We start from the raw sequence: 25,191 nt of genomic DNA, 5'->3' as shown, positions 1-25,191 counted from the left end.
GAAATATCAGAAGTTTGTAAGGAGTTTAGGGAATGCAAGCATATTTAGTGACAAACTGGAGGATATTTAGTAAAAGACTAATGCAGCTTGATGTTAAGCGAAACAACTATTAAACTAATTTCTTATAAATACTAGTTTTTTCTCAATTTTTGACTGTAAAACATATAAATTAATATGCAATCAATACAAGGAAACATTATGAACAAAGTAGCAATTGCAGTAGCAGCAGTGGTGGCTAGTGGTAGCGTTCTTTTAAATACTGCTCAGGCTGAAATGTACGTCGGGGGTAAAGCAGGCATGAGCACACTTGATGATGCTTGCTATCTAAACAGCCCTTGTGATGATGACGCTTTTGCCGCTGGTGTGCACGTTGGTTATAACTTCACCGACTTCATTGCTCTCGAATACGGTGTTGATTACCTAGGTGATTACGAGGCCAATTTCAAATCAGGTCCAAACACGGCTAATACTATTGATGGCGACCTATGGGCGATGACGCTTGCGCCAAAATTCAACTTGCATTTAACTGACTCTTTCAACTTGTTTGCTAAGTTGGGTGGTGCTTACATGATGTCTGGTAGCGAAAAAGACTTCGTTGGCACAGGCTCACTAGGTGCTGAATACGCGCTTAACGACAACTGGAGTCTGCGTGCAGAGTACCAACGTTACCAAGACATGTCTGATGACGTTTGGGACGATATGGATGCAAACTTCTTCGGTCTAGGTGTTAACTACACATTCGCGGCAGCGCCAGTTGTTGCTCCAGTTGTAGAAGAAGTGGTTGAGCCAGAGCCACAACCAGTTGCGGTTATGCAAACGCACAAAGAAGAGTACGGCACAGGTACATTCGAATTTGACAGTGCTAAGCTAACAGAAACGGTTAAAGAGCGTCTTGACAATGTGGTTGCGTTCCTAAACGAATACCCACAAGCTCAAGTTGAAGTGACTGGTTACACAGATACTTCTGGCCCAGCAGCTTACAACCAAAAACTGTCTGAGCGTCGTGCTCAATCTGTTGCTGATTACCTAATGGCTTCTGGCATTAGCAGCGACCGCTTCACAGTTTCTGGTATGGGTGAAGAAAACCCAATCGCAGACAACAGCACAAAAGAAGGTCGTGAGAAAAACCGTCGTGTTGAAGTCGTGATTCCTGAGTTCGAATACGAAACAATGGAAATGGTTCAACCATAATCCGCACGAAGTAAAAAATTAGTATTTTACGTTCAGGGGTGCATCGCACCCCTTTTTTATGACTGATTAGTCAGTTGAAAACTCTGGAAGAAGATGATTATTTGGCTATGTTATGGCTTAGGATACAAAACCAAATCGTCCCCCTGAACCATCACACAATCCATACCTGCAGCATGCGCAGCACGCTTACCGAGATCCGTGTCTTCAAATACTAAACACGCCGAAGCTTCTATACCCAACTGCTCTGCGGCCAGCAAAAACGTATCAGGAAAAGGTTTATGATTCTTCACATCGGTTGCAGTTACCACTGCGTCCAATTTGTCTAAAATCCTAGAGTGACTCAACAAGCGTATAGCACTATCACGTTGGCTTCCTGTCCCCACCGCGATTTTTTTCTGCCCCAGATATTCTTCCAATACAGAGTGTGTGCATTCAATGATGTCACCGTGCAATTCCATCGCAGCAAAGGTTTCCATTTTATATTTTGCGACAGTTTTAGGATCTAGAGAGAGATCGTGCAACCGGTTTATTTCACCAACAATTTTAAAGCTCGGCATACCACCTAAACTGTGTAGCCAATCTTGAGAAAAAGGAAAATCGAATCGGTCAGCAGTCGCTTGCCAAGCCGCAAGATGTGCCGGCATGGTATCAAGTAAAGTGCCATCCATATCAAAGATGAATCCTTCGTAAGGCCTAAAATCAATCGTACTCATGTCTATTCTTCTTTTTCTACGTTTGTAGTGTTAATTTATCAGCTCTTTCATCCGTTCTTATCGGCAATCATCTACTATGCTAAAAATTTCGAACTCGATCACACTTTCCGAATGGGAAATCCAATTATCTCCGATAAGAGCTCAAGGAAATGGTGGGCAAAACGTTAATAAAGTAGCGTCTGCAATACACTTGCGCTTTGACATTTCGCGCTCCACTTTGCCTGCGTTCTACAAAGAGCGATTACTCGCTTTGTCAGACAGTCGGATATCTAAAGACGGAGTGATTATTATCAAAGCGCAACAATTCCGAACGCAAGAACAAAACAAAGAAGACGCACTGAATCGATTGAGAGAAATCATCGTTGCAGCCGTTGTACAGCATAAGAAGCGTATAAAAACAAAACCAACCCGCGCTTCTCAACGCCGAAGACTTGATCATAAAAACAAGCAAGGTGAAAAAAAACAGCAACGTAAAAAATTGCAGTTATAGGAAAATGCCGGCCTCAGAGTTCAAGGTTCACATCTGTTCTATGACTTGGGTAAGCAACACATTCCCTTATTTAGGAAGCAATAGTATGACCATCAGGCAAAAACTCTATTTCCTTGGAGCTATCGCCATTTTAGGCATTGTGACTCTTTTGGGCACTTCGTCTTATTTTGCCAACCAAACGGAAGAACTGAATCGCGCGGTGAAACTTGTCGGTGATTTGGAAATTCGTTTACTGAACTTGCGCCGTAACGAAAAAGATTTTTTACTTCGCAAAGACACGAAATATTTGGATACATTCAATGGTAATACAGAGAAATTTTCGGATACTGAAAGTGAACTTGCTGACATATTGACTCGCTATGATCTTCCATCAAGCCAACAACTCAAACAAGATTTACTGTCTTATCAAGCGGGTTTCCAAACATTGGTAAATGCATACCAACAATACGGTCTCAACAACAAGAGTGGCTTGCTTGGACAGTATGAGAAACAATTATTAAGAACCAAACGGAATGCCAACCAAGAACAGACATCGTTGCTGACTTACTTTGATTCGGCTATCAAAGAAGGTAAGTTTGACGCTAGCTTAATCTATGGTCTCAATGCTCCAAACTTGTTGAGTATTGGTCAACAGCTTGCCGAGCAAAAACAAACCATTGGTCTTGCCTATAATCAAGGCTTGCTAGGCGAGACACGTAACTTATCACACACAATAGAAGAACAATTTAACGCGTTTTCTAACGCAATCAGCTCAGAATTAGAGCAACGTGAGACCCAAACAGGGGTGATAAAACAAACCATCACCGCTGTCGTACTGGTTGTTCTTATCGCCTTAATTTGGCAGATTTCTCGTTCAATCAATACACGTGTGAGTCGCTTGCTGACGACCATCAAAAACATCAGTGAAACGAACGATATCAGCGCGCGATCGACGCTATCTGGTAAAGACGAGCTGTATGATATCAGTCATCATTTGAATGATCTTCTCGATAAGCTAGAGCGACTCATACAAAATACTCAAGATAAATCGACGCAATTGACCTCAAGCACTGACAATATGCATCGAGAACTTGAGGGTGTGATAGAGCAGTTCCACGCACAAACCGATCACACTTCGTCAATGGCAACGGCCGTACAGCAAATGGTGGCAACTATCGCAGAAATTTCACAAAGTACATCGGTCGCAGTGGAAGGCGTTCATCACGCCGCAAACAATGCCCAGCAGGGACGAAATGTGGTTGAAGATACAGTGACAAACATCGGTCAATTGAGCCATCGCCTGTCAAACAGTCAGCAATCGATCAGCGCTTTAAATCAGCACGTAGCTAAAATTGGCGGCGCGGTGAATATTATCCAAGAGATCGCAGAACAGACCAATTTGCTCGCACTGAATGCCGCTATTGAAGCAGCGCGTGCCGGAGAACAAGGTCGAGGTTTTGCCGTCGTTGCCGATGAAGTTCGAGCCTTAGCGAGCCGTACCCATCGATCGACCGAGGAAATTACTCGAGTCGTCGTTGATATTCAGTATCAAATGTCGACGGTTGTCACTGATATTGACTTGTGTAACGATCAAGGACAGCAAACATTGAGCGCTTCAGAACAACTGGATGCGAGTTTGCAGCAAATTATCAACGACATGAATGCGATTCAAGGTAACTCAGAGCGTATTGCTTCAGCAATTGAAGAACAAGGCATCGTCATGAATCAAGTCAGTGAATCCATTACCGAGTTGAACGTTATTTCAGAAAACAACATGCAATCCGCTCAAGAATGCTTGCATGAAGTGGACTCTGTTTCTACACAAGCCCATGATATGGACGAAGCTGTGGCAGAGTTTAAAACCAGTGCTAATCAGTAAATAGCAGAGCTACCTCGCTCATTAAAGTGTAAGAAAGCCCGAACCATTACTGTCTCTTTATTGAGGTTCAGTTCATGCTTTGGGCTTTTTCTCATCAGTTGAGTATTGCTATACCCAAATGACTTCAAGATGCAGAATTCAGAGGGCATTATGTTTTAACATTAAATAGGTTATCATTCAGGTAGTTCAAAGACTTCGACCGAGAGGATAAACATGATTTCTAAATGGGCGAAACGTTTTTACCAAATGGCAGAATTGGTTGCGTCATGGAGTAAAGACCCATCGACACAAGTGGGTGCAGTCATCACCAAACAAAACCGCATTGTTTCGGTTGGTTTCAATGGTTACCCGCACGGCGTCTCTGACAGTGTTGATACGGATGAAAGAGAGTTGAAATACCTGAAAACACTGCATGCAGAAGAAAATGCGATACTATTTTCGAAACGAGACTTAGATGGCTGTGATATATGGGTGACCCACTTTCCGTGCCCGAATTGCGCAGCGAAAATTATCCAAACAGGCATATCCCACGTTCACTGCCCTGAGCAATCAGACGATTTTTTATCTCGCTGGGGAGATAAAATTCAGGTAAGCCAAGATATGTTTGATCAGGCAGGTGTTGAGGTCGATTGGCTTCCTTTGAATGAACTCAATATTGAAGGTGGAGAGGTTCGTTAGCCACATCCTTAAGCATTGCCAATGCAATTACCCAAGTAGCAATACGCTTCTTGGGTAATTAAATTACTTAATACCTGCGCGGTAAGCACGGCAATCTCTACTCTGATACTTTCTCACAAAAAGTTATCGATGCTGTTTTGCGGTTAGTTCAGCGATTTTGCAGATTACAAGTACTGACTTTTCCATCATTTCTACTGAAATAAACTCATGAATACCGTGAAAGTTAAAACCTCCGGTAAAGATATTCGGGCATGGTAGTCCCATAAAAGACAACCTAGCGCCATCAGTACCACCTCGTATAGGCTTTATGAGTGGTTCAACATCACACGCTTCCATGGCTTGTTTTGCGATCTCAATAATATGAGGGTGTGGTTCAACCATTTCGCGCATGTTGTAATAGCTATCGGCGATTTTCAACTCAACAGAACCATGTTTCAGTTCCCTATTCATTTCATCAGCGAGCTTCTTCATAAATGCTTTGCGTTTTTCAAGGCCATCGCGGTCAAAGTCTCGAATGATATACCCTAATTGACTGCGTGCGACGCTAATTTCGCCTGATTTAAGGTGATAAAACCCTTCATAACCTTCTGTTGTTTCCGGAGTTTGATCCGCTGGCATTTGAACCTGGAACTTCGCGGCAAGGTTCATTGCGTTCACCATTTTGCCTTTGGCGGTTCCTGGATGCACGCTGACACCATGGAAAACGACTTCTGCATTGGCGGCGTTAAAGTTTTCGTACTCTAACTCTCCTTGCGGACCACCATCGATAGTGTAAGCCCACTCAGCGCCAAATTTATCTACATCAAACAAGTTGGCACCACGCCCAATTTCTTCATCTGGTGTAAAGCCAATACAAATATCGCCGTGAGGAATCTCTGGGTTATCGATCAACACCGCCACCGCAGACAGAATCTCAGCAATACCAGCTTTGTTATCCGCTCCCAGAAGTGTTGTGCCATCTGTGGTAATTAGATTATGGCCATGCAGATTATGTAAGTCTGGATATTGAACAGGGGACAACACTTCATCACCTAGGCCTAACGCAATGTCCCCTCCCTGATAGTCTTCAATAAATTGAGGTTTGACGTTTTTACCGGACGCATCTGGCGCGGTGTCCATATGCGCAATAAAGCCAATTGCGGGAACTGAATAGTCCACGTTGGATGGTAACTTAGCCATTAAATAGCCATGCTCACTCAGCGTCACATTGCTTAAACCAAGTTCAATCATCTCTTTCTTTAGTTGCTCGGCAAATACAAGTTGACCATGACTGCTGGGACAATCTGTTACTTGAGGATTTGATTGGGTATCAAACGTGACGTAGCGAAGAAATCTATCAACTAAATGCTTCATATTTATTCTCGTTGTTTTAGGCGGTGACTGAATGGCTCACCACCGACTTACTCTTTCGCTATGCTACGCCCTTCCAGTTGTAAGAATTTGCTTTGAATCATTCTTTTCTCAAAAAATAGGGTTCATTGATGAGTTTAAAAATGTTGCTATCAGTTACTCCATCATATCTTCAGCTAATACGCGCCACTCTCTAACCTGCTCATGAAAATGTTGCCATTGGTTTTCATCCATCGACTGGGAAATTTGCAACGTAAGTTGATCGACTAAAGCCAAGTTACGTTCAATATTTTCCGATAGCTGTTCACTATAATAAAGCTCAGGTTCAAACAAAATCTGCATAAATACTTTTTGATAAACGATGCTATCAGCTTTATTCTCGAACAGATATTCAAGCTCCTGGTATACAGAGGCACGATAATTCCGCCATAACGGACTATTGAGTGTCACCTGCTGAGAAAACTGCTTCGCATACTCGCGCTGGTCTGGGGTTAGCTTTCCGATTAAGTCCTTTATCCAATCTTGAGTATTTTCCAAAATGACACTTCGCACTTCCTGTTCTGTTTTACCAATATACTTGTCATTTCTTTCTTTATATCTATCTAATACATTATCCAAAAACTCATGCTGTTGCTTTTCAGACAATTGCATGCTTAAAGAAAAGAGATCAGGAGCAATTTTTTCTAGCAGGCGTTCATAATGCTCTACACCTCTTTCTCTGTTTTTTTTCAAAAATGCTAAACTAATATCGCTTGGTTTTATCACTTCCAGCTCCTTTAAATGCGCAACATATAAAGGTAGCTCTTCTTTTTTGTGCCAATCCGTTAATAACAACAGCCTTTCTTCAACCATGGTTTCCTGTTCTTGATTTAATGACACATAGTCATCGATATAATCCATCACAAACCAGTCTATATTCTTATAAAAGAACTGCTTGGAGCATCCAAACAGCGTTAGAGCAACAACAAGTAAAGTGATATTACGAACTTTACTATTTACATCATGTAATTTAGCCACTTCCCTGCCTTCCCTTTTTTATCGTTTAAGTTCTATACTCGTATGGATTAATATTTACCGAAATAACGTCAAGATTCTGGACTTAGAGTATCGCCGTATCTGAAAAACAAGCCACGCTAACGGCTCCTGTGTCTTATGGTTATTTAGGTATGACAACAAACTTACGCTAGAGTGACATTTGTATACCTTTTTATGGACTAATATCTCTGGCAAAGCACTATTTAGCACACGAGACAACGCTGCCAATATGAGTATACAACTTATACGAATGGTTTCAGGAGGCAAAGGATGATCGCCGCAGAGCAACTAGATACAACAGTAGAATATGAAGTTCGTTATTTTGAGCAAGGCAAAATGCATCGCATGCTAGTCGTAGCTGAAAACAAAGACGAGGCTCATCAGTATTATTTAGAGTGTGGGAAACACAACATTGATTTGTATTCTATTCGCCCTGACAAGTAATGAGATCACATGCTGCCTAAGGGCCCCAAAGGCAGCACAGCTATAGCGTATTTCAACGCAACTTGGATTGATGAAACACGCTCATTTATTAGTGGCATGAGATGTTACGTGTCCAGGGTTCAGTGCCCCAGCTTTAGCATCACGACACCAAACAAAATCAACATAATACCGATATACCGAGCCATGGACGTAGGATCGCCATAAAAGAATACGCCGACCAGAAATGTACCTGCCGCACCGATTCCAGTCCAAACCGCATAGGCCGTCCCCATTGGGATTTCACGCTGAGCAGCGAACAACAACGCCCCACTGATAGCCATAAACGCAACCGCCATCGAGATTCCTAAGACCTTATTTCCAGATTGTGCCACTTTTAACCCGACTGGCCATCCGATTTCCGTGATACCTGCTAACAGTAAGTAGAACCAGCTCATACGTTGCTCCAAATTTGATAGACAAAGATACCAACCCTAGCCAATGACTGCTAATGAATGTAAAGGGGGTGATATCAGCGTAAAAAGAAATATTTGCGCGTTATCGTATCGATTATTATGATAGATAAAAGTTAGTAACTATCGATTTTTTTCATATGTTAAGTTTGGAACAAGTAAAAATGTTCGTACTGTCGGCTGAATTAGGGTCATTTTCCGCATGCGCTAGAAAGATGGGAAAAGTTCAGTCTGCGGTCAGTCATGGTATCAATACGTTGGAAATCGACTTAGGTATTGAGCTGTTTAATCGCACAGCGAGAAACCCAACGTTAACGCCAGCAGGTGAACGTTTGATTCGTAGTGCTAAAAATCTGTTAGCTCAAGCGGATGAGTTTGAAGACATCGCACAGTCCATGGAAAGAAACGAAGAGAGTCAATTAACGATTGCCATCGACGATGGTGTATATAACGCTCAACTCGCCAATTTGTTCAGGCGTTTGGATACCCAGTTTCCAACCATACAAATCGACGTTCTCAGCCTCGCATCGGGTGACATCAGTGCAGAAGTTGCCACTGGTAATGCGGATATCGGCATTATGTTCACGGAAGTAGAAGCCATCAAACAAGTCGACTTTTGCTATGTAGGCAGTATCGATTTCCTGCCCGTTTGCCACCCCGACTACCCTCTAGCCGATATCAGTGTCCAATTGCAGTCTGATTTAACCCCATTTCGTCAACTGGCCGTAAGAGGAAAATCCCAAGTCGAGTCCCAAGCGTTGATTAGCATCGCACCTAAAGTATGGTGGAGCTCCAGCCATTACAGTGTGTTAGAGCTGGTCAAACAACAAGTCGGCTGGGCTTATCTACCGTCATTTTTGGTCGAGAACTTGATCGTCACTAATGAGCTACACAAAGTGAATGTCCCTTTTGACCACAAACCTTGGAATGCACCTGTCGATTTAGTGTTTAAAAAGGGTAGAGCAAATGGCCCCGTCTTTCAGTGGCTGTTCGATGAACTCAAACAGATATTCACTCCAAGAAATTGACCATCGCTATGTCCTCGCTTTAGATTATTTATGCTCTCCAAAACGCGCTAAATAGAGCACAGTGGCTGCCGTGCGCGATGGGACTTTTAGTTTTTTCAACAAGCTTTTCATATGCACTTTGACTGTTGATTCAGAGATAAAAAGACGATCTGCAATTTGCTTGTTACGAAACCCTTTCGCCACTTCTTGCAGAATTTGTGTTTCACGCTCCGTCAGCGCATCAAATACATCTTCTTGCTCCAAACGCTCATTCATATATTTTAACACTTCGCGGCTATACGCTTTGTCACCGTTATGAATTTTAGCCAGCAACTCAACTAGCTCGTCCGGCTCGGTATCTTTAAGCAAATAACCATCTGCGCCATTACGAATGATCGATTCAATATCAGCGGGGCTATCTGACACAGTGAGAATCACAATACGTGCATCGCAGTCATCTGCTCGCAATGCTTTTAGCGTATCCAAACCGGACATTCCTTTCATATTAAGATCTAGCAGTATCAGGTCTAAATCGGTCTCGTGCGCTTTTGCAACAGCATCGGCTCCATTGCTCACTTCTGCGACGACTTCAAACAGAGGTTCGAAACTTAATAGCTGATGGATCCCACGTCGCATCAAAGGATGATCATCTACTAGCATTACTTTACACACTGTCACTGTTTGGCCCCTTATTATTCATGAATTCAAGTTTTACGACACAACCGTTGTTTGTTGATGCAGCAATCTCTAGGTTGGCCTGTAATCGCTCTGCACGTTCTTGCATTATGCTCATACCATAATGATTTATTTTATTCTCTTGATGGGCAAAACCAATACCATCATCCTCAATGCTCACCCTCACATGTCCGTTGTTATCGACACATTGTATTTGAATTTTTGTGGCTTGGGCATGCTTCATTGCATTGACGACGGCCTCACGGATCAATTGCAATAAATGCACTTGCTGATGCGCATCTAACTCGGTCGAGGACAATTGGTTGTCTAATACTATTTGCGCGGGCGTTTGTTCACTAAGGTTGTTCACCATTTCATGTAGTGCCTGCCCAAAACTGCCTTCTTTAATGGTTAAACGGAATGTCGTTAATAACTCGCGAAGCTGAGTGTAAGCGGCTGAAAGCCCAGTATCCAGTTCATCAATGACTGAATTCGCTTGCTGTATTGCGGTTCCATCCGGCAATCGCTTCACGCTTCTTTTAAGCAAAGTTACCTGAATTTTCAAGTAAGAGAGCGCTTGCGCAAGCGAGTCATGTAATTCGCGGGCAATGGTCGCCCTCTCTTCCATTAATAAGATCTGCTCAGCTTGCCGCTGCGCTCGATTGTAGTACACCGCCCGAGACAGAATCTGCACAACGTTGCCAATTAGCGTTTCATCCGGACACGGTAATCCAGCTTTCCAGTACAGGTAACCTAAATGCTCACCATCTAATGTCATTGGATTTGCATGGCACTCATCATCACATTCGGCGCAACACTCCTCTCCCTCAGTGAGAATCCAGTTAGGCTCCCCTACTTGTTCAATTTCTAATTTCACCGCTTTTATCCCTTCAAGGCTTGCAATGTGCTGCAAAATGGCTTGAAAGTTATCTTGGCTTATGCGAGATGCGGCGAGTTCGGTGGATGAGTTATATAGAACTTCAAGAGTTTGATTCGCTTGCTGTAACTTCCGCGTTTTTTCATCTACGGCTTGCTCTAGACCTCGGTATAACTTACCCAGATCGGTGGCCATTCGATTAAACGTTTTGGTCAGGATCCCCATTTCGTTATCGCTTTGAACATCTAACGAAATATTGAATGTACGGTTCTGAATTTGCTCACTGGCAAACACCAGCGCTTTTAATGGCCGGACAACTTCTCTTCTAACAAAGTGCACAACAAACAAACTGGCAAACAAGATCCCGCCAAGTCCTAAACCACCGACCCAGGCAAGATTAATTAGCTTTTGCTCTGAGTAGTTTTGCAATTTAAAAACAAACCCATCGATTTGCTCCACGAACCCTGCGACTAATTGCTGATATTGGTCTGGGTCATCCCCTTTAAGAACTTGCTTTAACGCCTGCCACCGCTCAATTAAACGGTGGTAATCCTGAGTAATATCCTCAGGGACTGTCCAATGTTGAAGGGACTTCATACTGGGTGAATAAATTGAGTGTTCAAATGTGTCAATATGTGAAGAGTAATCAACAGACTGAGTGTAAATATCATAGGCCAATCGGTAGCTTTGCATCCGCATTGAACCAGAAACATTCACCGCCTCAGCGTCATTGAGACTGGATGCCAAAGTAAAAATCGCAAAACCCACGGTCGCGACGGAGAGGAATAGAATCACGACCATTGCTGACGCTATCGTGTGCGTTACTGATTTCCTTATATTTCTAAACACCCTGAGCTCCCTACTATTCTTTTCATTGTGACTTTACTTATGTAATGAACTCACGACCTCGAAACTTTATCAATATGTGATCACATCGATCTGAATTTATTGATCCAAAACAATATAGCGGGCCATTTACCTCCTAAGGGGTATTTATACAAATAAGACAAAAACTAAAATTTCATTAAGTTTCATGTGGATTTATGAAAATTAAGCGTGGTCTATACTCATTAAAGTTCAAACATAGAGGAAACCATGCGGGTCAAGGGAACAAAATGGTCAACCTTTCTAGAAGACGATTGTTTGCAATAAAAACCACCAACAGCGCAGTGCGCCTGCCTTGGTTAGTTAGACCTGCGGAATTTACGGACGCCTGCACTCGTTGTGGACGATGTATCGATGCCTGTGAAACCAACATAATCACCAAAAGTGATGGTGGCTTTCCTGCGGTCGATTTTTCTATCGATGAATGCACGTTTTGTTATCAATGTGCGGATTCATGCCCAGAGTCATTATTTTCACCCAAAACTGAAGTGCCTTGGCAAGCGAAAGCAGAAATAAATGAAACCTGTCTGGCACAGAATAATGTCGAATGCAGAAGTTGTGGGGATATGTGCGACCCAATGGCAATCCAGTTCAAATTAGAACTCGGCAAAGTAGCACAACCAATTATCAATATTGATGAATGCAACGGCTGCGGCGCCTGCGTTTCCGTTTGCCCTACATCGTCCATCAATGTGAGCAATACACAAGCCTAAACAATAAGCTTAGGCACAGAAAAATAAATGAGAGAGCCATATGTCACTAAATGAAGTGCATATTTCAAGCTTAGTAGTTCATGTACTGCCGGAACATCTAGATGAGGTGAAGCGCCAGATCGAAGCATATGAAAACGCAGAGATCTATGGTGACAGCCCAGAAGGAAAAATCGTCGTGGTACTGGAAACTAAGAACCAAGGTTTCATCACCAGCACCATTGATGCGATTAATAATTTACCGAATGTCTTGAGTACAGTTTTGGTCTATCACCAAATCGAATCCGAGCAAGAAGAAGCAAACCTAAAAGACACTGGAACAAAACATTCCCAAATAGAGGGTGAAGTATGAAAATGACAAGACGTGCGTTTGTGAAAGCAAACGCAGCTGCATCAGCTGCGGCTGTCGCAGGTATTACCTTACCGGCCTCGGCTACCAACCTGATTGCCAGCTCAGACCAAACCAAAATCACATGGGATAAGGCGCCTTGTCGTTTTTGCGGTACTGGCTGCTCTGTTCTTGTTGGTACACAAAATGGCAAAGTGGTTGCGACGCAAGGTGATCCAGAAGCGCCTGTAAACAAGGGGCTGAACTGTATAAAAGGCTATTTCTTATCGAAAATCATGTACGGTAAAGATCGCTTGACGCAGCCTTTACTGCGAATGAAAGACGGCAAATTCCATAAAGATGGTGAGTTCACTCCTATTTCTTGGGATGACGCTTTCGACATCATGGCAGAAAAATGGAAAGCATCACTTGAGAAAAAAGGCCCAACCAGTGTTGGAATGTTTGGCTCTGGACAATGGACCGTCATGGAAGGTTATGCGGCCTCTAAATTGATGAAGGCGGGCTTCCGCTCAAACAATATCGATCCGAACGCGCGCCACTGTATGGCATCAGCAGTTGGTGGTTTTATGCGCGCATTTGGCATTGACGAACCGATGGGTTGTTACGACGACTTTGAAAATGCAGACGCATTTGTGCTGTGGGGTTCAAACATGGCAGAGATGCACCCAGTGCTATGGACTCGTGTCACTGACCGTCGCTTAAGTCATCCGCATGTTAAAGTGAACGTTTTATCCACCTACTACCATCGTTCGTTTGAGTTGGCCGACACAGGATACATTTTCAAACCACAATCTGACCTTGCGATTGCTAACTTCATCGCTAATTACATTATCGAGAACGACGCCGTCAACTGGGAGTTCGTAAACAAGCATACTAACTTTACCCAAACAGATACTGACATCGGTTACGGCCTTCGTGATGATGACCCGCTACAAAAAGCAGCGAAGAACCCAAATTCGGGCAAACTGACTTCTATCTCTTTTGAGGAATACAAACAGTCAGTTGCGCCTTACACAGTAGAAAAAGCCTCTGAAATTTCAGGTGTTGAGCCAGAGAAACTGATCGAACTAGCGAAACAGTATGCGGATCCAAACATCAAAGTGATGTCGCTTTGGACAATGGGCATGAACCAGCATACTCGTGGCGTGTGGATGAACAACTTAGTTTACAACATCCACTTACTGACGGGGAAAATTTCCACTCCGGGTAACAGTCCATTCTCCCTGACAGGTCAACCTTCGGCTTGTGGCACAGCGCGTGAAGTAGGTACCTTTTCGCACCGCCTACCAGCAGATATGGTCGTTGCGAACCCTAAACACCGTGCGATCGCAGAGAAAATTTGGAAATTGCCAGAAGGAACGATTCCACCAAAACCGGGCTTCCATGCCGTACTGCAAGACCGCATGTTGCATGATGGTGTTTTGAACTGTTACTGGGTTCAATGTAACAACAACATGCAAGCAGGCCCGAACATCAACACTGAGCGTCTTCCTGGTTACCGTAATCCGGAAAACTTCATAGTGGTGTCAGACCCATACCCTACCGCGACTGCGCAAGCAGCGGACTTAGTGCTACCAACAGCAATGTGGATAGAAAAAGAAGGCGCTTACGGCAATGCTGAGCGCCGCACCCAAGCTTGGTACCAACAAGTGAAAACATTTGGCGAAGCAAAATCGGACTCTTGGCAGGTAATGGAATTCGCAAAACGTTTCAAAATGGAAGAAGTATGGCCAGAAGAGTTGCTGGAAAAAGCACCTGAATATCGTGGCAAAACGATGTTCGACGTACTGTTTAAGAACGGTCAAGTCGACAAGTTCCCAATCGAAGAAGCACGTGAGCTCAACGACGATGCTCACCACTTCGGCTTCTATGTTCAAAAAGGCTTGTTTGAAGAATACGCATCGTTTGGCCGTGGTCATGGTCACGATTTAGCCCCTTACGATGTATACCATACCGTACGTGGTCTTCGCTGGCCAGTTGTTGATGGTAAAGAAACGCAATGGCGCTTTAAAGAGGGCTCAGATCCATACGCTAAAGCGGGTTCTGGATGGGATTTCTACGGCAACGCAGATGGCAAAGCGAAGATTATCTCAGCACCATACGAAGCGCCACCAGAGACCCCAGATGCTGAGCACGACCTATGGCTATGTACAGGCCGGGTGCTCGAACACTGGCACACTGGCACCATGACTCGTCGTGTTCCTGAGCTCTACAAAGCGGTACCAGATGCGGTTTGTTACATGCACCCAGATGACGCTAAAGCACGCAACGTTCGCCGTGGAGAAGAAGTGCTGATTGCCAATAAACGAGGTGAAGTCCGAGTGCGTGTTGAAACTCGCGGACGCAACCGTCCACCAAAAGGCTTGGTATTCGTACCATTCTTTGATGCTCGTATTTTGATTAACAAGTTGATCCTTGATGCGACTGACCCACTGTCAAAACAGACAGACTTTAAGAAGTGCCCGGTCAAAATCACTAAGGTCGCTTAACTCTTCAAATATCGAATAAAACGGCCGTCCTCAGGGCGGCCTAAAAAAGAATTTAAGCCATAAAGGCGGAGAAGAAATGATGAAAAAATTACTTGTCGCACTTTTATCTGTAGGTGCTTTAATGACAGGCATTGCACAAGCAGAGTTAGATAATCCAGGCGGTACGGGCGGGTTAGAATCTTTACGTGGCATGTCACAACTCGAAGAAACACGCCCTGCGGATGAGTTCAAAGATTTTCCGAAAGATCAAATCGTTGAGGACAGCTTTGTTTATCAACCTCCTTTGATCCCTCATAGTATTCGTAACTATGAAGTGTCGTTAAATGCAAACAAGTGTCTTGCTTGTCATAGTTGGAAAAACGCCAAAGAATCAGGTGCCACTAAGATTAGCGTCACACACTATGTAAACCGTCAAGACGCGGTACTTGCCGATGTGTCTCCTCGTCGCTACTTCTGTTTGCAATGCCATGTTCCACAAACCAATGCAACGCCATTAGTGGAAAACAAGTTCGAAGCTGTCGATTCGCTTCAGTAATTGAAACGCGAGTGCTAAGAGGTTACTTATGAAAATACTTAAAGCGTTTTGGAAACGACTGAAGAGTCCAAGCAAAGCGGCAGCTGGCGTGGTTTTATTCCTTGGTTTCGCTGGCGGCCTATTGTTCTGGGGCGCATTTAACACGGGAATGGAAGCCACCAATACCGAAGAATTCTGTTCTGGGTGTCACGCGCCAATCGTGGCTGAAATCAAAGAGACCATCCATTACTCTAACCGCTCTGGTGTACGAGCAATCTGTTCAGACTGCCACGTTCCTCATGAATGGACTGATAAGATTGTTCGTAAAGTTCAGGCGTCAAAAGAGTTGTTTGCTCACTACGTGCTACGGACCATCGATACGCCTGAAAAATTCCAAGAACGCCGTGGTCATCTAGCAGAGCGTGAATGGGCCCGAATGAAGAAAAACGATTCTTTAGAGTGCCGTAACTGCCACGAGTTTGATTTTATGGATTACTCGCAACAAGGCTCTCGTGCAGCAGAACAACATTCGACTGCGCTGGCTTCAGGTGATAAAACTTGTGTCGATTGCCACAAAGGTATCGCGCATAAGTTGCCTGACATGCACGGCGTAGAAGGCTGGCAATAAGGAGACAACACGTGAGTACATTAGAATCTGTGATTTGGCATATCCTTGGCTATAGCGCAATGCCAGTGATTATACTTTCTGGTTTTGTTGGTGTTGCTGCAGTTTCTCTGTGGCTATTGTCACTGGGAAAGGATAAAAACATATAGTTTAACGAAGCGTATGCATTATATGCTTTTCTTAATCATCAAAAGCGGCCATCAAGATGCGCCGCTTTTATTTTCAACGCTACACGCGAATGATTGATGTAAGGCTAATGAATGCCACGTAAGCTCTGTTGCAGTAAAAGGAGACTTTCCACTTCTTCTATTCGGCGTTGTGTGATCGCTGTGAACGAATCGCCCGTCAAGTCTAGGTTTAAAACAACATCTCTCACACAATGTAGATACAATGCGCCTTGACGTTGCCATTGAAGACGTTGCTGATGGTTAATGATTGTAATAACATCATCATCACCACTGCGATCCAGACTGATCACGCGCCCATCATCGAGATAAAGGTTTAAGCCTTTTTGGCCACCTAACGGGCCCGCGTACTTATTGAGTTCCAAGCTGATTGGGATAGCGCCACAAAAACCACTTAGGCTCGCATGACCTTCCGCGCTAGTCACATCACCCACCGCGATGGCTTGACCTAAGCGATCTTCAGCTAACTCGACTTGCAGACTAAGCGTTGTATCCGTCACACCAAACCCTGCCAGCATCTCCCTCATCATAGCAAGAACGTGTGTACCGATGTCTAAAATAACACCATCTGGGTGCTGAAACTGGCGTTTATCCACTTCACCGGTGGCAAAGTTAAGTGCGACTGGCTCACCTTGCTCGTTAAAGCCACTTTGCTCCAGTAAGAAAGCCTCAACTTTCGTAATTTGAGCCAAGTTTATCGGCGGTATCGAGCCATCAACAGGCTGCAGTGGCTGCCACAGCTGCGAAGAATTCTCACGTTGCTCGACGCCAGAGGTAAACAGGCGTTGCACCCCATCGCGGCACATCCAATGATCTAATGCTAACACACGCTGAGCACGCTTAGGGTAGCTCAGCAGAAGTTTCAGTTCTGCCACTTGCGCCAAACTCGCGACAACAGGCTTTTCGACCAAGATTCGTTGGCACTGGGATTCAGATAAACAAGTTTGTATCATTTCCAAGTGCAGTTCAGGAGGGGTTAAGATCAACACGGTATCTAATGGGAGAGCTAACAGCTCCTCTAAACTTTCACAATGGATCATTCCTGCGAATTGGCGCTGAGGATCAGGGTCATACCCGTACAGCGTCAGATCAGATGGCTGTATCTGCTGTAGTGCCGGATAATACGCAACCTCAAAAATACCACCTAAACCTATCACGCCCAGTTTCATTCTTCCCCCCACATATTTTATGGCTAAAATTAATCTTCAATATAGGTTTTGGTGTTGGTAAAAAATAGCGTTGCAATCACATAAATAAGCTCGATAAGAACCTAAGTTAATCGCAAGGTATGCTTTTCCATTAATACGGACCTGTATTGAATAATAGCGGTAAGTGCCAAAGCCATGCAGGAATATATAATGTGAAATGACCTGAACTTATCAGTAGCACCAAAGAAGACTTTGCACTATCTTTGTGAACTATCCATAAATTAACGAACGATTAATAATATGAATATCACCATGCTAAGTATGTTTGTCCCAACCTTTTTCTTTGTTTCCATCACTCCGGGGATGTGCATGACATTAGCGTTAACGCTAGGAATGAGCATCGGCTACCGCAGAACCTTGTGGATGATGATTGGTGAGCTGGCAGGTGTAGCCTTGGTGTCTGTTTCCGCGGTTTTGGGTATTGCTGCTGTGATGCTGAATTATCCTTGGCTCTTTGTTGTGCTGAAACTGGTGGGTGGTAGCTATCTATTCTATCTCGGTGTGGAGATGTGGCGTTCACGGGGTAAATTGGCGCTCAACCTCGAAAACACTGACACACTGCCGCAAGGAAATTGGAACCTCGTCTTTCAAGGCTTCATGACCGCGATTGCCAACCCCAAAGGTTGGGCATTTATGATTTCCCTTCTTCCGCCTTTTATCAACCAAAATGCCGCACTCACACCACAACTAACACTACTGGTTTCCATTATCTTGTTGTTTGAATTCCTGTGTATGTCTCTGTACGCGACTGGTGGTAAAGGGCTTAAACGCCTATTAGGACAATCAAAGAATGTACGATTAATGAACCGTGTGGCGGGCACGTTAATGATGGGCGTCGGTGTTTGGTTATTGGTAAGCTAATGTAAATATCATTAAAACTTCATTTATCCCCAAATACACTCTTACTTTTTGATAAATATATCAAAAATAAAATATCCCCTTTCAACTACATCTTTACTATTAGCTCTGGAAAATAAACGTTAATACAAATGGGTGGCAGATCACTTTACACAATAATGCATTTAGGCAATCATTATTATGCAACTTATTAGTTACATCATCATAACAAGGTTGTGTCTATTCTATTCAACAAAGGAATGTAGTATGAAGTTAATAAACCCTAAGCTGGTCGCTGTTATATTGCCTTTCGCTCTCGTCGCGTGTGGAAGCGATTCATCATCCGATTCTACCGATTCTACCGACTCAACCGAGTCCTCCCAAACCGGCAGCACGGAAGTCAAAGGGACCGTTACCGCTCCTGGTGGTTCCGTCGCGATGCTGAAGCATAAAACTATTTTCGAAAGTATCTTAGATGACGTATTTCCCTCGGCTTATGCTGCGATCACTGGATTAGAACCTGTTAAAGGGGCTTTGGTCGAGCTTATTCGTATTGACGACGAGGGCAATCAAGTTGGTGACGTCATCGCAACAACATCAACCTCCACTACAGGTGACTATACGATTACGGTTCCAGAAGGCGTTCCATTGGCTGGTAACTTGATTGTTAGAATCTCCGGAAATAATGGCATAAACTTAAGAGCTCAAGTCGTGGAAGAATCTGTAGACATCTCTCCAATTTCCGAATTTGTGTTACAGAAGTTTATCCAATCAGACACTTCTCTCGCCGAGCTTACGACTGATTCGGTGGTAAAACTTAAAGGGCAAGTCGAAGAGTTTAATGTCGCTGGCAGCAGCGATATGACGACAATGATCGCCGCGCTAGAAAATGAACTTGGTGATTTCGTAGATAAGCAGATTGCATCGATCAGTACAGCTTCATCTTCAGCGGTTGAAGTGAGTGGAGATTACCGTTTGATTGATATGACGATCGGCTTACATGACGGGAGCTACGGAACCTACGCGTTAAATATGTACTCCTCTTCGGCAAACTTTGATGGTGACGTCGACGGCAATGTTGAGGTGTTATTGACAGATAACGAAGGCGCGTGGGGCTATGTCCATGGTGATGACGTAAGCAACACCTACTCATCGGTCTACGAACCTGAAGTCAGTGAAGATGAAAATCTATCCTTCACTTACGATTCAAACAGAATATTCACCATTGAAAATGAGTTTGAAGAAGAAATTGATGGTGACTTCGGTTGGCGCTCACCTCCTCAAACAGTAAAACTTCACAAAGTGAAAGACAGTAATTTGGTGTTTAGTCTCAGTGAGTTTAACTCTATTCGCTACGAAACTATTGATACAGATGGAGACGGTGTAAAAGATGCTTTGGACCCTGAAGCCTACAGCGGTGCAGAAATCGAAAGGGGAATACTCGTGCTTGCTGAACAACCGTCAAATATGTCTCAATCAGACTTAGTAGGCGACTTTGGACGCATTTATTTCGGAAGCAGTTTTAACAACAACGGTTATGTTGAAATAGAAACGGAAACAAATGTACTCACTTTTTCTGGTGCATCGACATTGGATTTCTCAGCGCCATACTACCAACGAATTTCTCGCTCAGGTGATTACGTTTCTGAGGTAGCAGAGGATGAAGCTGTTTTGGGCATGAGCATTGTGACCGATGCAACTGGTGATATTGCCTCTGTCGGTGGCGAACCTGCAGATGGCTTTGTCAACGCTGATTACAATTTCATGGCAGTCTATGGTGCAACCGGTGCTGATGGCACTGATATGAGCATTGAATCAACCTTAGCAGTGAAACTCCCATCAGAAGCGCCGGCTTTAGAGAACAAAAAGTATCGACTTATTTTTGCCAATACAGCCATGTCTGGTAACACGTTCGAGCTCGCGCATTCAGGGTTCAATACCACCGTGGAGTTTGAGTCTCAATCTTCAGCGACGGTGAAGGGTCCTATTGCCATTGTTGAGTTACCATCATTTGGAGCAGCATTGGAGAGCAGTAAAGAGTCTGTAAGCCTCACAGCAACCACTACTGTTGCATCAAATGGCGCGACAACACTGTCCGTGATGGACGGTGATGAAAGCTTAACTTTGAAAGGCTACTTTAATGAAACCGCCAGCTTAGGTATTTTTACCACAACAACAGCGACAACGGGTTCAGATCCGTACGGTTTAGGTCTCGCTATTTTGGTTGAAATTGACTAAAGCGGGTTAACTAGCCTTAATCCTTAAAGCAGAAAGCAGAAAGCAGAAAGCTCCTTATTCTTAAGGAGCTTTCTTATTTTACTCAAATCACATTAATGGATAATTCTGACTACGACCAGAAATTATAAATTCGGCCTCAGTCCAATGTTCATGGCGCCGTATCGATCTCGATTGGTAGGTAATGTTTCGGTTCGAGTTTTAGCTTCTCAGGCAGAACTGTGCCAATAGAAATAGAAGACCAAGTCCCTGATAACACACCGATAAACATTGCCGTTGAGAACCCAGCCAGAGCAGAACCGCCCATCATCCATAACGCGCCAACCGTAATCAACGTGGTACCAGAAGTCACCATAGTACGAGAAAACGTCGCGAGAATCGCTTCATCGTTAATTTCTTCAGTTTTCCAGTTCTGTTTCGCAACCAATAGCTCACGAATACGGTCAGAGATAATGATGGAGTCATTCAATGAGTAGCCTAGAATCGCCAAAATGGCCGCGAACACCGTTAAGTTAAACTCCATTTGTGTTGCAGCAAAAAAGCCGAGTACTAATATGACATCGTGCGCTAACGCAAATAAAGAACCACTCGCCAATCGCCATTCAAAGCGAAAACATAAATAACCAAGAATCGTTAACACAGAGACCAATAGCGCCATACCACCCTGGTCAAACAAATCTTGGCCTACTTGCGCGCCAACAATACTGTTGCTGACAACTTCGACATGGTGAGAAATTGGCGACAGAATGTCGACCACGCTTGGCTGCGATTGACCCGCTTCAGGTGCAGAATAACGGATGACCCAACGTCCTTCTTCTCCAGAGCGAGTTACCGATGCAGATTCCCCTAATTGAGGCTCTAAAACATTGAGAAGATCGCGATTAGTTAACTGTTTATCAAGCTTTACTTCTGTGACCATGCCGCCAGTAAAATCAAGGCCAAAGTTTAAACCTTTCATGGCTAAAGCTGCGATGGCAATCACGGTCAATACCGTAGAAACCAGTGCAGTAAAGTAACGTATTTTGCGAATATTACATTTGAGTAGTTGGACCATGATTAAACCCTCACATCACGACGGGCATCGCGGCCCCAAATTAAATTGATCATTGCACGAGAAGCAAACACACCTGTAAACATACTGGTTAATAAACCTAACCCTAGGGTCAAGGCAAAACCTTGAATAGGGCCATTACCAATGGCGTATAAAATCACTGCGGTAATCATCGTTGTGATGTTGGCATCAAGAATGGTCGCGAACGCGCTATCAAATCCTAAATCAATCGCTTGAGCAAAGCTTCGCCCTTCTCGCATTTTGTCCTTAATACGTTCAAAGATGATAACGTTAGTATCGACCGCCATACCGACTGTAAGAACCAATCCTGCAATACCCGGCAAGGTAAGTACTGCCCCAGGAAGCAAAGCAATCAAACCAAGTAAACAAAGCATATTGGTACAGAGTGCAACGTTCGCGATCCAGCCTAAACGTCGGTACCACAATGCCATAAAGGTTAGAGTTAACCCCAAACCAAGTGCGAGTGCAGCAAAGCCATTTTGGATGTTTTCTGCCCCTAGAGACGCTCCAATTGTACGCTCTTCGACAATGGTCACTGGAGCAGTCAACGAACCTGCGCGCAGTAATAACGCCAACTGATGCGCTTCATCCGAACTCCCTGCACCGGTAATACGGAATTGACTGCCCAGTTGCGATTGAATAGTCGCAACACTGATGACGCGTTCACTGCGCTCTGTCATACCACGTTCATTGGTTTTATATTCGCGATAGACCGTCGCCATTGATTTTCCGATATGTGTTGCCGAAAAATCGCTCATTTTTTTCCCACCAGCATGATCGAGCGCGATATTAACCTCTGACATGCCCATTTTGTCTACGCCAGCGCGAGCATTAACAATATGTTCTCCGGTTAATACTGGTCGCTTAGCTAAAGTGACTGTACGACCATCATTATCCTTCAACACCAAGTCTTCGCTGCTTTTTCCTGCGCTTGGATCTTTTACCTCGTAAAAAGCAAGACTCGCGGTCGCGCCGATAACGTCTTTTGCTTGAGCCGGATCTTGAACGCCAGGAAGTTCAATGCGAATACTGTCTGTTCCCTGACGTTGAACCAGAGCTTCTGTAATGCCTAACTCTTCAATTCGACCACGCATGATCTTCAGATTTTGTTCAAGCGTTGTTGACTGAAACTCTTGAACATTTTTCTCGCTTGGCGCAAGAACGATGCCACGAGAAGACGTTTTCGTATTCCAGCCTGGGTAGTTTTGGCGTAAAAACTGGTTCACCTCAGCCAACGCTTTTTCACTGTCACTATTTACCGAAATACGGTTACCGCTCTCAGCAAGGACTTGCACGCCACGAATACGTTGATCGCGCAGGTCAGCTTTAATCTCATCAATCAAAGCATCTCGCTGTTCTTCAAATGCTTTATTGACATCAACGTTGAGTAAAAACTGCACTCCACCACGCAGGTCAAGACCCAGTTTAATGGGATTGAATCCCATATCATTGAGCCACTGCGGCGCAATTGACACGTAGGAGAAAGAGATACTGTCTTTTTGATCCAATTCTTTATTTAGCAAAGCTCGCGCTTTAGTTTGATCATCTTCATCGGCAAAAACGATGGTGGTTTTGCCGTCTTTTTCGGTGATTTTGTCTGCGGGGATATGATGAGTTTTCAACAACTGGCTTAGCTGTATCACTGATATATTTTTACTACTGTTCTCCGCGAACGTGACTTGGATTGACGGCTGTTCGCCAAACCAAGTTGGAATCGCACTAAGCGTTAGCATGATGACGGTCGCTATGAGAACGACGTATTTCCATGCTGAATAATGGTTCAGCAGTTTTTTACTGTTTTGGGTTCTTGGTGTTTTGTTCATTGTAAACATCATCCCTTCACACCCACGTAGGATGTGAAGTTTCAAATAAATAATAACCTCACGACAAACGCCCAATACAATTAGGGGAAGCAATACTCAAAGCATCATGATTGTCGTGTTGAAAATGGGATAGAGATAAAGTTTACGCAGAAAATTGGCTATTAAGGGCGACGTACATTGCATTGGTTTCTTTCCAACCGGAGATGCGATGGTCATTCGTGAAATGATGAAAAGTGCGCTGACTTTGAAGCCAACCGATGTGACTCAAGGTATAGGTATAGCCGGCATCAGCATAGAAAGGAGAAGTAAAATTACCGTCAGTGTCCGTGTGCTCATCATCCAGACCATTTTGGAAATAAAATGGCCAACGCAGAGAGTTAACTAGCGCCGGGGGATCTATATCAATGTTACCCTGAGAAATGGGTGAGGATGTGCCCTCTTCTTCAATCTCAGAGAAATTAACAGGCGTCGATGATGAACTTTTTGCAGCAAGGGGCTGCAACTTGGAAAAGTACGGTAAGTGAGCCTTTTGTTCCCCTAGCGCAGCAAAGGCTTGCATTGGTAGTAAAACCATTGCAACCAGCAGCATAAGAACTCTTCGAAGATCGATCCAGGGCATAAATACTCACTAAAAAAACAGCCGAGTTTAGTCACTCGGCTTCAAGATACTATTCCTATTTATTTTGCTTCACAACTAAAAAGTGATAAAACGCAAAATTGTTGTTTGGCAAAAGGTAAGGTTTGCGCTGGATTAGAATCGCAATTTCGTCGTATAGAGATGGGTTAGCGATAAAAAATCTCACCGCTATCTACATCGAGATAGATTTTGTTCTGCTGCTGCAATCCTCCGCAATACATGAAATACACATTGCGTTGATCATAAGTGACAGATCGCACCCAGCCGCCAAGTTCTTCAAAGTCTCCGGGATGACAAGTTTCATCATTGAGCAACTGTTGCGTTTTATCACGAAATATATCCAAATGCGCAGCCAAGTCATCGGACTTTTGTAAATAACCATCGAGTATTTCAAGACGTTCTTGTTCTTCTATAACAGGAAGAGCATCAGACAATCCTTTAGCATCGACCCATTCAGCGGTTTCTTCCCCACCTTCTTCGTAAACTAAATAGTCAGAAATGCGATACCAGCCTTCTTTCTTCTCAAGAACCGCCACCTTTTCTCCCTTATACATAACATCGACCACCAAAGCATTATTATCAGGCTTGTTGTATACATTTAGGCGTCGTTCAATAACATAGTATTCCGTGACGGGCTCGGGAGTCGCTTCTAGATCCATTATGGGCTTAGACGCAGCTCTGTCCTCTTTTGATACAGGTGAAGGTTTATCTATCTGCGATTTCGTTACATCTTCATCTTGCATATACAAAAAATAGTAGGCGGCACCCGCACCACTAAGCAATAAAATGAAACCCACCGCGATGAGAACTTTCTTCATGGTCTTTCCTTTTCTTAGACACATATCTCGTCACTAG

The 25,191-nt window shown here is 43.9% G+C and carries 25 protein-coding genes; 14 read left to right on the top strand and 11 right to left on the bottom strand.

Annotated features, from left to right (window positions below):
* Nucleotides 1-198: 198 nt before the first annotated feature.
* Nucleotides 199-1,191 carry an OmpA family protein gene (locus ONE56_RS15185; protein WP_041155964.1) on the top strand — a complete coding sequence of 331 codons (993 nt, stop codon included), beginning with the start codon at nucleotides 199-201 and terminating at the stop codon, nucleotides 1,189-1,191.
* 110 nt (nucleotides 1,192-1,301) lie between these two features.
* Here ONE56_RS15185 and ONE56_RS15180 read toward each other — a convergent pair whose 3' ends face one another.
* On the bottom strand, nucleotides 1,302-1,904 hold the full coding sequence (locus ONE56_RS15180) for a beta-phosphoglucomutase family hydrolase (protein WP_041155963.1): 603 nt from the start codon (nucleotides 1,902-1,904) through the stop codon (nucleotides 1,302-1,304).
* A 76-nt stretch (nucleotides 1,905-1,980) separates the two neighbouring features.
* Here ONE56_RS15180 and arfB point away from each other — a divergent pair, with 76 nt between their 5' ends.
* The 3 genes from arfB (at nucleotide 1,981) to ONE56_RS15165 (ending at nucleotide 4,930) form a co-directional block, all read left to right on the top strand.
* Complete coding sequence (gene arfB, locus ONE56_RS15175) at nucleotides 1,981-2,394, top strand: alternative ribosome rescue aminoacyl-tRNA hydrolase ArfB (RefSeq protein WP_041155962.1); 414 nt, start codon at nucleotides 1,981-1,983, stop codon at nucleotides 2,392-2,394.
* 85 nt (nucleotides 2,395-2,479) lie between these two features.
* A complete protein-coding gene (locus tag ONE56_RS15170; protein ID WP_423840964.1) occupies nucleotides 2,480-4,252 on the top strand; it encodes a methyl-accepting chemotaxis protein in 1,773 nt (590 codons plus the stop codon).
* 213 nt (nucleotides 4,253-4,465) lie between these two features.
* The gene (locus ONE56_RS15165; RefSeq protein ID WP_041155960.1) at nucleotides 4,466-4,930 is read left to right on the top strand and encodes a dCMP deaminase family protein; all 465 of its coding nucleotides are present in this window, start codon (nucleotides 4,466-4,468) and stop codon (nucleotides 4,928-4,930) included.
* 123 nt (nucleotides 4,931-5,053) lie between these two features.
* On the opposite strand, the gene pepT is transcribed toward ONE56_RS15165, so the two are convergent.
* Both pepT and ONE56_RS15155 read right to left on the bottom strand, forming a co-directional pair.
* Complete coding sequence (gene pepT / locus ONE56_RS15160; protein ID WP_423840963.1) at nucleotides 5,054-6,283, bottom strand: peptidase T; 1,230 nt, start codon at nucleotides 6,281-6,283, stop codon at nucleotides 5,054-5,056.
* 153 nt (nucleotides 6,284-6,436) lie between these two features.
* Nucleotides 6,437-7,297 (bottom strand): DUF6279 family lipoprotein, encoded by an 861-nt coding sequence (locus ONE56_RS15155; protein ID WP_423840962.1) that lies wholly within the window; start codon nucleotides 7,295-7,297, stop codon nucleotides 6,437-6,439.
* A gap of 288 nt (nucleotides 7,298-7,585) precedes the next feature.
* Here ONE56_RS15155 and ONE56_RS15150 point away from each other — a divergent pair, with 288 nt between their 5' ends.
* On the top strand, nucleotides 7,586-7,759 hold the full coding sequence (locus ONE56_RS15150) for a hypothetical protein (RefSeq protein WP_041155957.1): 174 nt from the start codon (nucleotides 7,586-7,588) through the stop codon (nucleotides 7,757-7,759).
* 119 nt (nucleotides 7,760-7,878) lie between these two features.
* On the opposite strand, the gene ONE56_RS15145 is transcribed toward ONE56_RS15150, so the two are convergent.
* A complete protein-coding gene (locus ONE56_RS15145) occupies nucleotides 7,879-8,193 on the bottom strand; it encodes a DMT family transporter (protein ID WP_041155956.1) in 315 nt (104 codons plus the stop codon).
* Between the two features lie 155 nt (nucleotides 8,194-8,348).
* On the opposite strand from ONE56_RS15145, the gene ONE56_RS15140 reads away from it, so the two are divergent.
* A complete protein-coding gene (locus ONE56_RS15140) occupies nucleotides 8,349-9,236 on the top strand; it encodes a LysR family transcriptional regulator (protein ID WP_423840961.1) in 888 nt (295 codons plus the stop codon).
* Between the two features lie 24 nt (nucleotides 9,237-9,260).
* On the opposite strand, the gene ONE56_RS15135 is transcribed toward ONE56_RS15140, so the two are convergent.
* Nucleotides 9,261-9,875, bottom strand: coding sequence for a response regulator (locus ONE56_RS15135; RefSeq protein ID WP_331438639.1), 615 nt, complete (start codon nucleotides 9,873-9,875; stop codon nucleotides 9,261-9,263).
* Between the two features lie 4 nt (nucleotides 9,876-9,879).
* Entirely contained in the window at nucleotides 9,880-11,616 is a 1,737-nt protein-coding gene (narQ, locus tag ONE56_RS15130) for a nitrate/nitrite two-component system sensor histidine kinase NarQ (protein WP_423840960.1), read from the bottom strand.
* Nucleotides 11,617-11,882: 266 nt separating this feature from the next.
* Between narQ and napF the strand changes: the two genes are divergently transcribed.
* The 6 genes from napF (at nucleotide 11,883) to ONE56_RS15100 (ending at nucleotide 16,488) form a co-directional block, all read left to right on the top strand.
* Nucleotides 11,883-12,365 (top strand): ferredoxin-type protein NapF, encoded by a 483-nt coding sequence (napF, locus tag ONE56_RS15125; protein WP_041155988.1) that lies wholly within the window; start codon nucleotides 11,883-11,885, stop codon nucleotides 12,363-12,365.
* 40 nt (nucleotides 12,366-12,405) lie between these two features.
* Nucleotides 12,406-12,714, top strand: coding sequence for a chaperone NapD (locus ONE56_RS15120; RefSeq protein ID WP_041155953.1), 309 nt, complete (start codon nucleotides 12,406-12,408; stop codon nucleotides 12,712-12,714).
* A complete protein-coding gene (napA, locus tag ONE56_RS15115) occupies nucleotides 12,711-15,200 on the top strand; it encodes a periplasmic nitrate reductase subunit alpha (RefSeq protein WP_041155952.1) in 2,490 nt (829 codons plus the stop codon). Before ONE56_RS15120 ends, napA begins: the two co-directional genes overlap by 4 nt.
* 79 nt (nucleotides 15,201-15,279) lie before the next feature.
* Nucleotides 15,280-15,735 (top strand): nitrate reductase cytochrome c-type subunit, encoded by a 456-nt coding sequence (locus tag ONE56_RS15110; RefSeq protein WP_041155987.1) that lies wholly within the window; start codon nucleotides 15,280-15,282, stop codon nucleotides 15,733-15,735.
* A 28-nt stretch (nucleotides 15,736-15,763) separates the two neighbouring features.
* Nucleotides 15,764-16,342 carry a NapC/NirT family cytochrome c gene (locus tag ONE56_RS15105; RefSeq protein WP_041155951.1) on the top strand — a complete coding sequence of 193 codons (579 nt, stop codon included), beginning with the start codon at nucleotides 15,764-15,766 and terminating at the stop codon, nucleotides 16,340-16,342.
* Nucleotides 16,343-16,353: 11 nt separating this feature from the next.
* Entirely contained in the window at nucleotides 16,354-16,488 is a 135-nt protein-coding gene (locus ONE56_RS15100) for a TIGR02808 family protein (RefSeq protein WP_084735817.1), read from the top strand.
* A gap of 104 nt (nucleotides 16,489-16,592) precedes the next feature.
* On the opposite strand, the gene ONE56_RS15095 is transcribed toward ONE56_RS15100, so the two are convergent.
* On the bottom strand, nucleotides 16,593-17,693 hold the full coding sequence (locus ONE56_RS15095; protein WP_423840959.1) for a Gfo/Idh/MocA family protein: 1,101 nt from the start codon (nucleotides 17,691-17,693) through the stop codon (nucleotides 16,593-16,595).
* Nucleotides 17,694-17,972: 279 nt separating this feature from the next.
* On the opposite strand from ONE56_RS15095, the gene ONE56_RS15090 reads away from it, so the two are divergent.
* Together ONE56_RS15090 and ONE56_RS15085 are read left to right on the top strand one after the other, a co-directional pair.
* Entirely contained in the window at nucleotides 17,973-18,593 is a 621-nt protein-coding gene (locus tag ONE56_RS15090) for a LysE family translocator (protein ID WP_415679257.1), read from the top strand.
* Between the two features lie 243 nt (nucleotides 18,594-18,836).
* A complete protein-coding gene (locus tag ONE56_RS15085; RefSeq protein ID WP_423840958.1) occupies nucleotides 18,837-20,807 on the top strand; it encodes a hypothetical protein in 1,971 nt (656 codons plus the stop codon).
* Between the two features lie 148 nt (nucleotides 20,808-20,955).
* On the opposite strand, the gene secF is transcribed toward ONE56_RS15085, so the two are convergent.
* The 4 genes from secF to ONE56_RS15065 form a co-directional block, all read right to left on the bottom strand.
* Nucleotides 20,956-21,858 (bottom strand): protein translocase subunit SecF, encoded by a 903-nt coding sequence (secF, locus tag ONE56_RS15080; protein WP_331438604.1) that lies wholly within the window; start codon nucleotides 21,856-21,858, stop codon nucleotides 20,956-20,958.
* 2 nt (nucleotides 21,859-21,860) lie between these two features.
* Nucleotides 21,861-23,699 carry a protein translocase subunit SecD gene (secD, locus tag ONE56_RS15075; RefSeq protein WP_041155947.1) on the bottom strand — a complete coding sequence of 613 codons (1,839 nt, stop codon included), beginning with the start codon at nucleotides 23,697-23,699 and terminating at the stop codon, nucleotides 21,861-21,863.
* 142 nt (nucleotides 23,700-23,841) lie between these two features.
* Nucleotides 23,842-24,318, bottom strand: a complete 477-nt coding sequence (locus ONE56_RS15070; protein ID WP_423840957.1) for a hypothetical protein — start codon at nucleotides 24,316-24,318, stop codon at nucleotides 23,842-23,844.
* A gap of 164 nt (nucleotides 24,319-24,482) precedes the next feature.
* Nucleotides 24,483-25,154: an SH3 domain-containing protein gene (locus tag ONE56_RS15065; protein ID WP_423840956.1), complete on the bottom strand. Its 672-nt coding sequence runs from the start codon at nucleotides 25,152-25,154 to the stop codon at nucleotides 24,483-24,485.
* Nucleotides 25,155-25,191: the final 37 nt, after the last annotated feature.

The organism is Vibrio mytili, assembly GCF_049563345.1.
Lineage (GTDB): Bacteria > Pseudomonadota > Gammaproteobacteria > Enterobacterales > Vibrionaceae > Vibrio > Vibrio mytili.
Note: the sequence above shows the minus strand (reverse complement) of the source record. Positions and strands in the feature narration are given on the sequence as shown.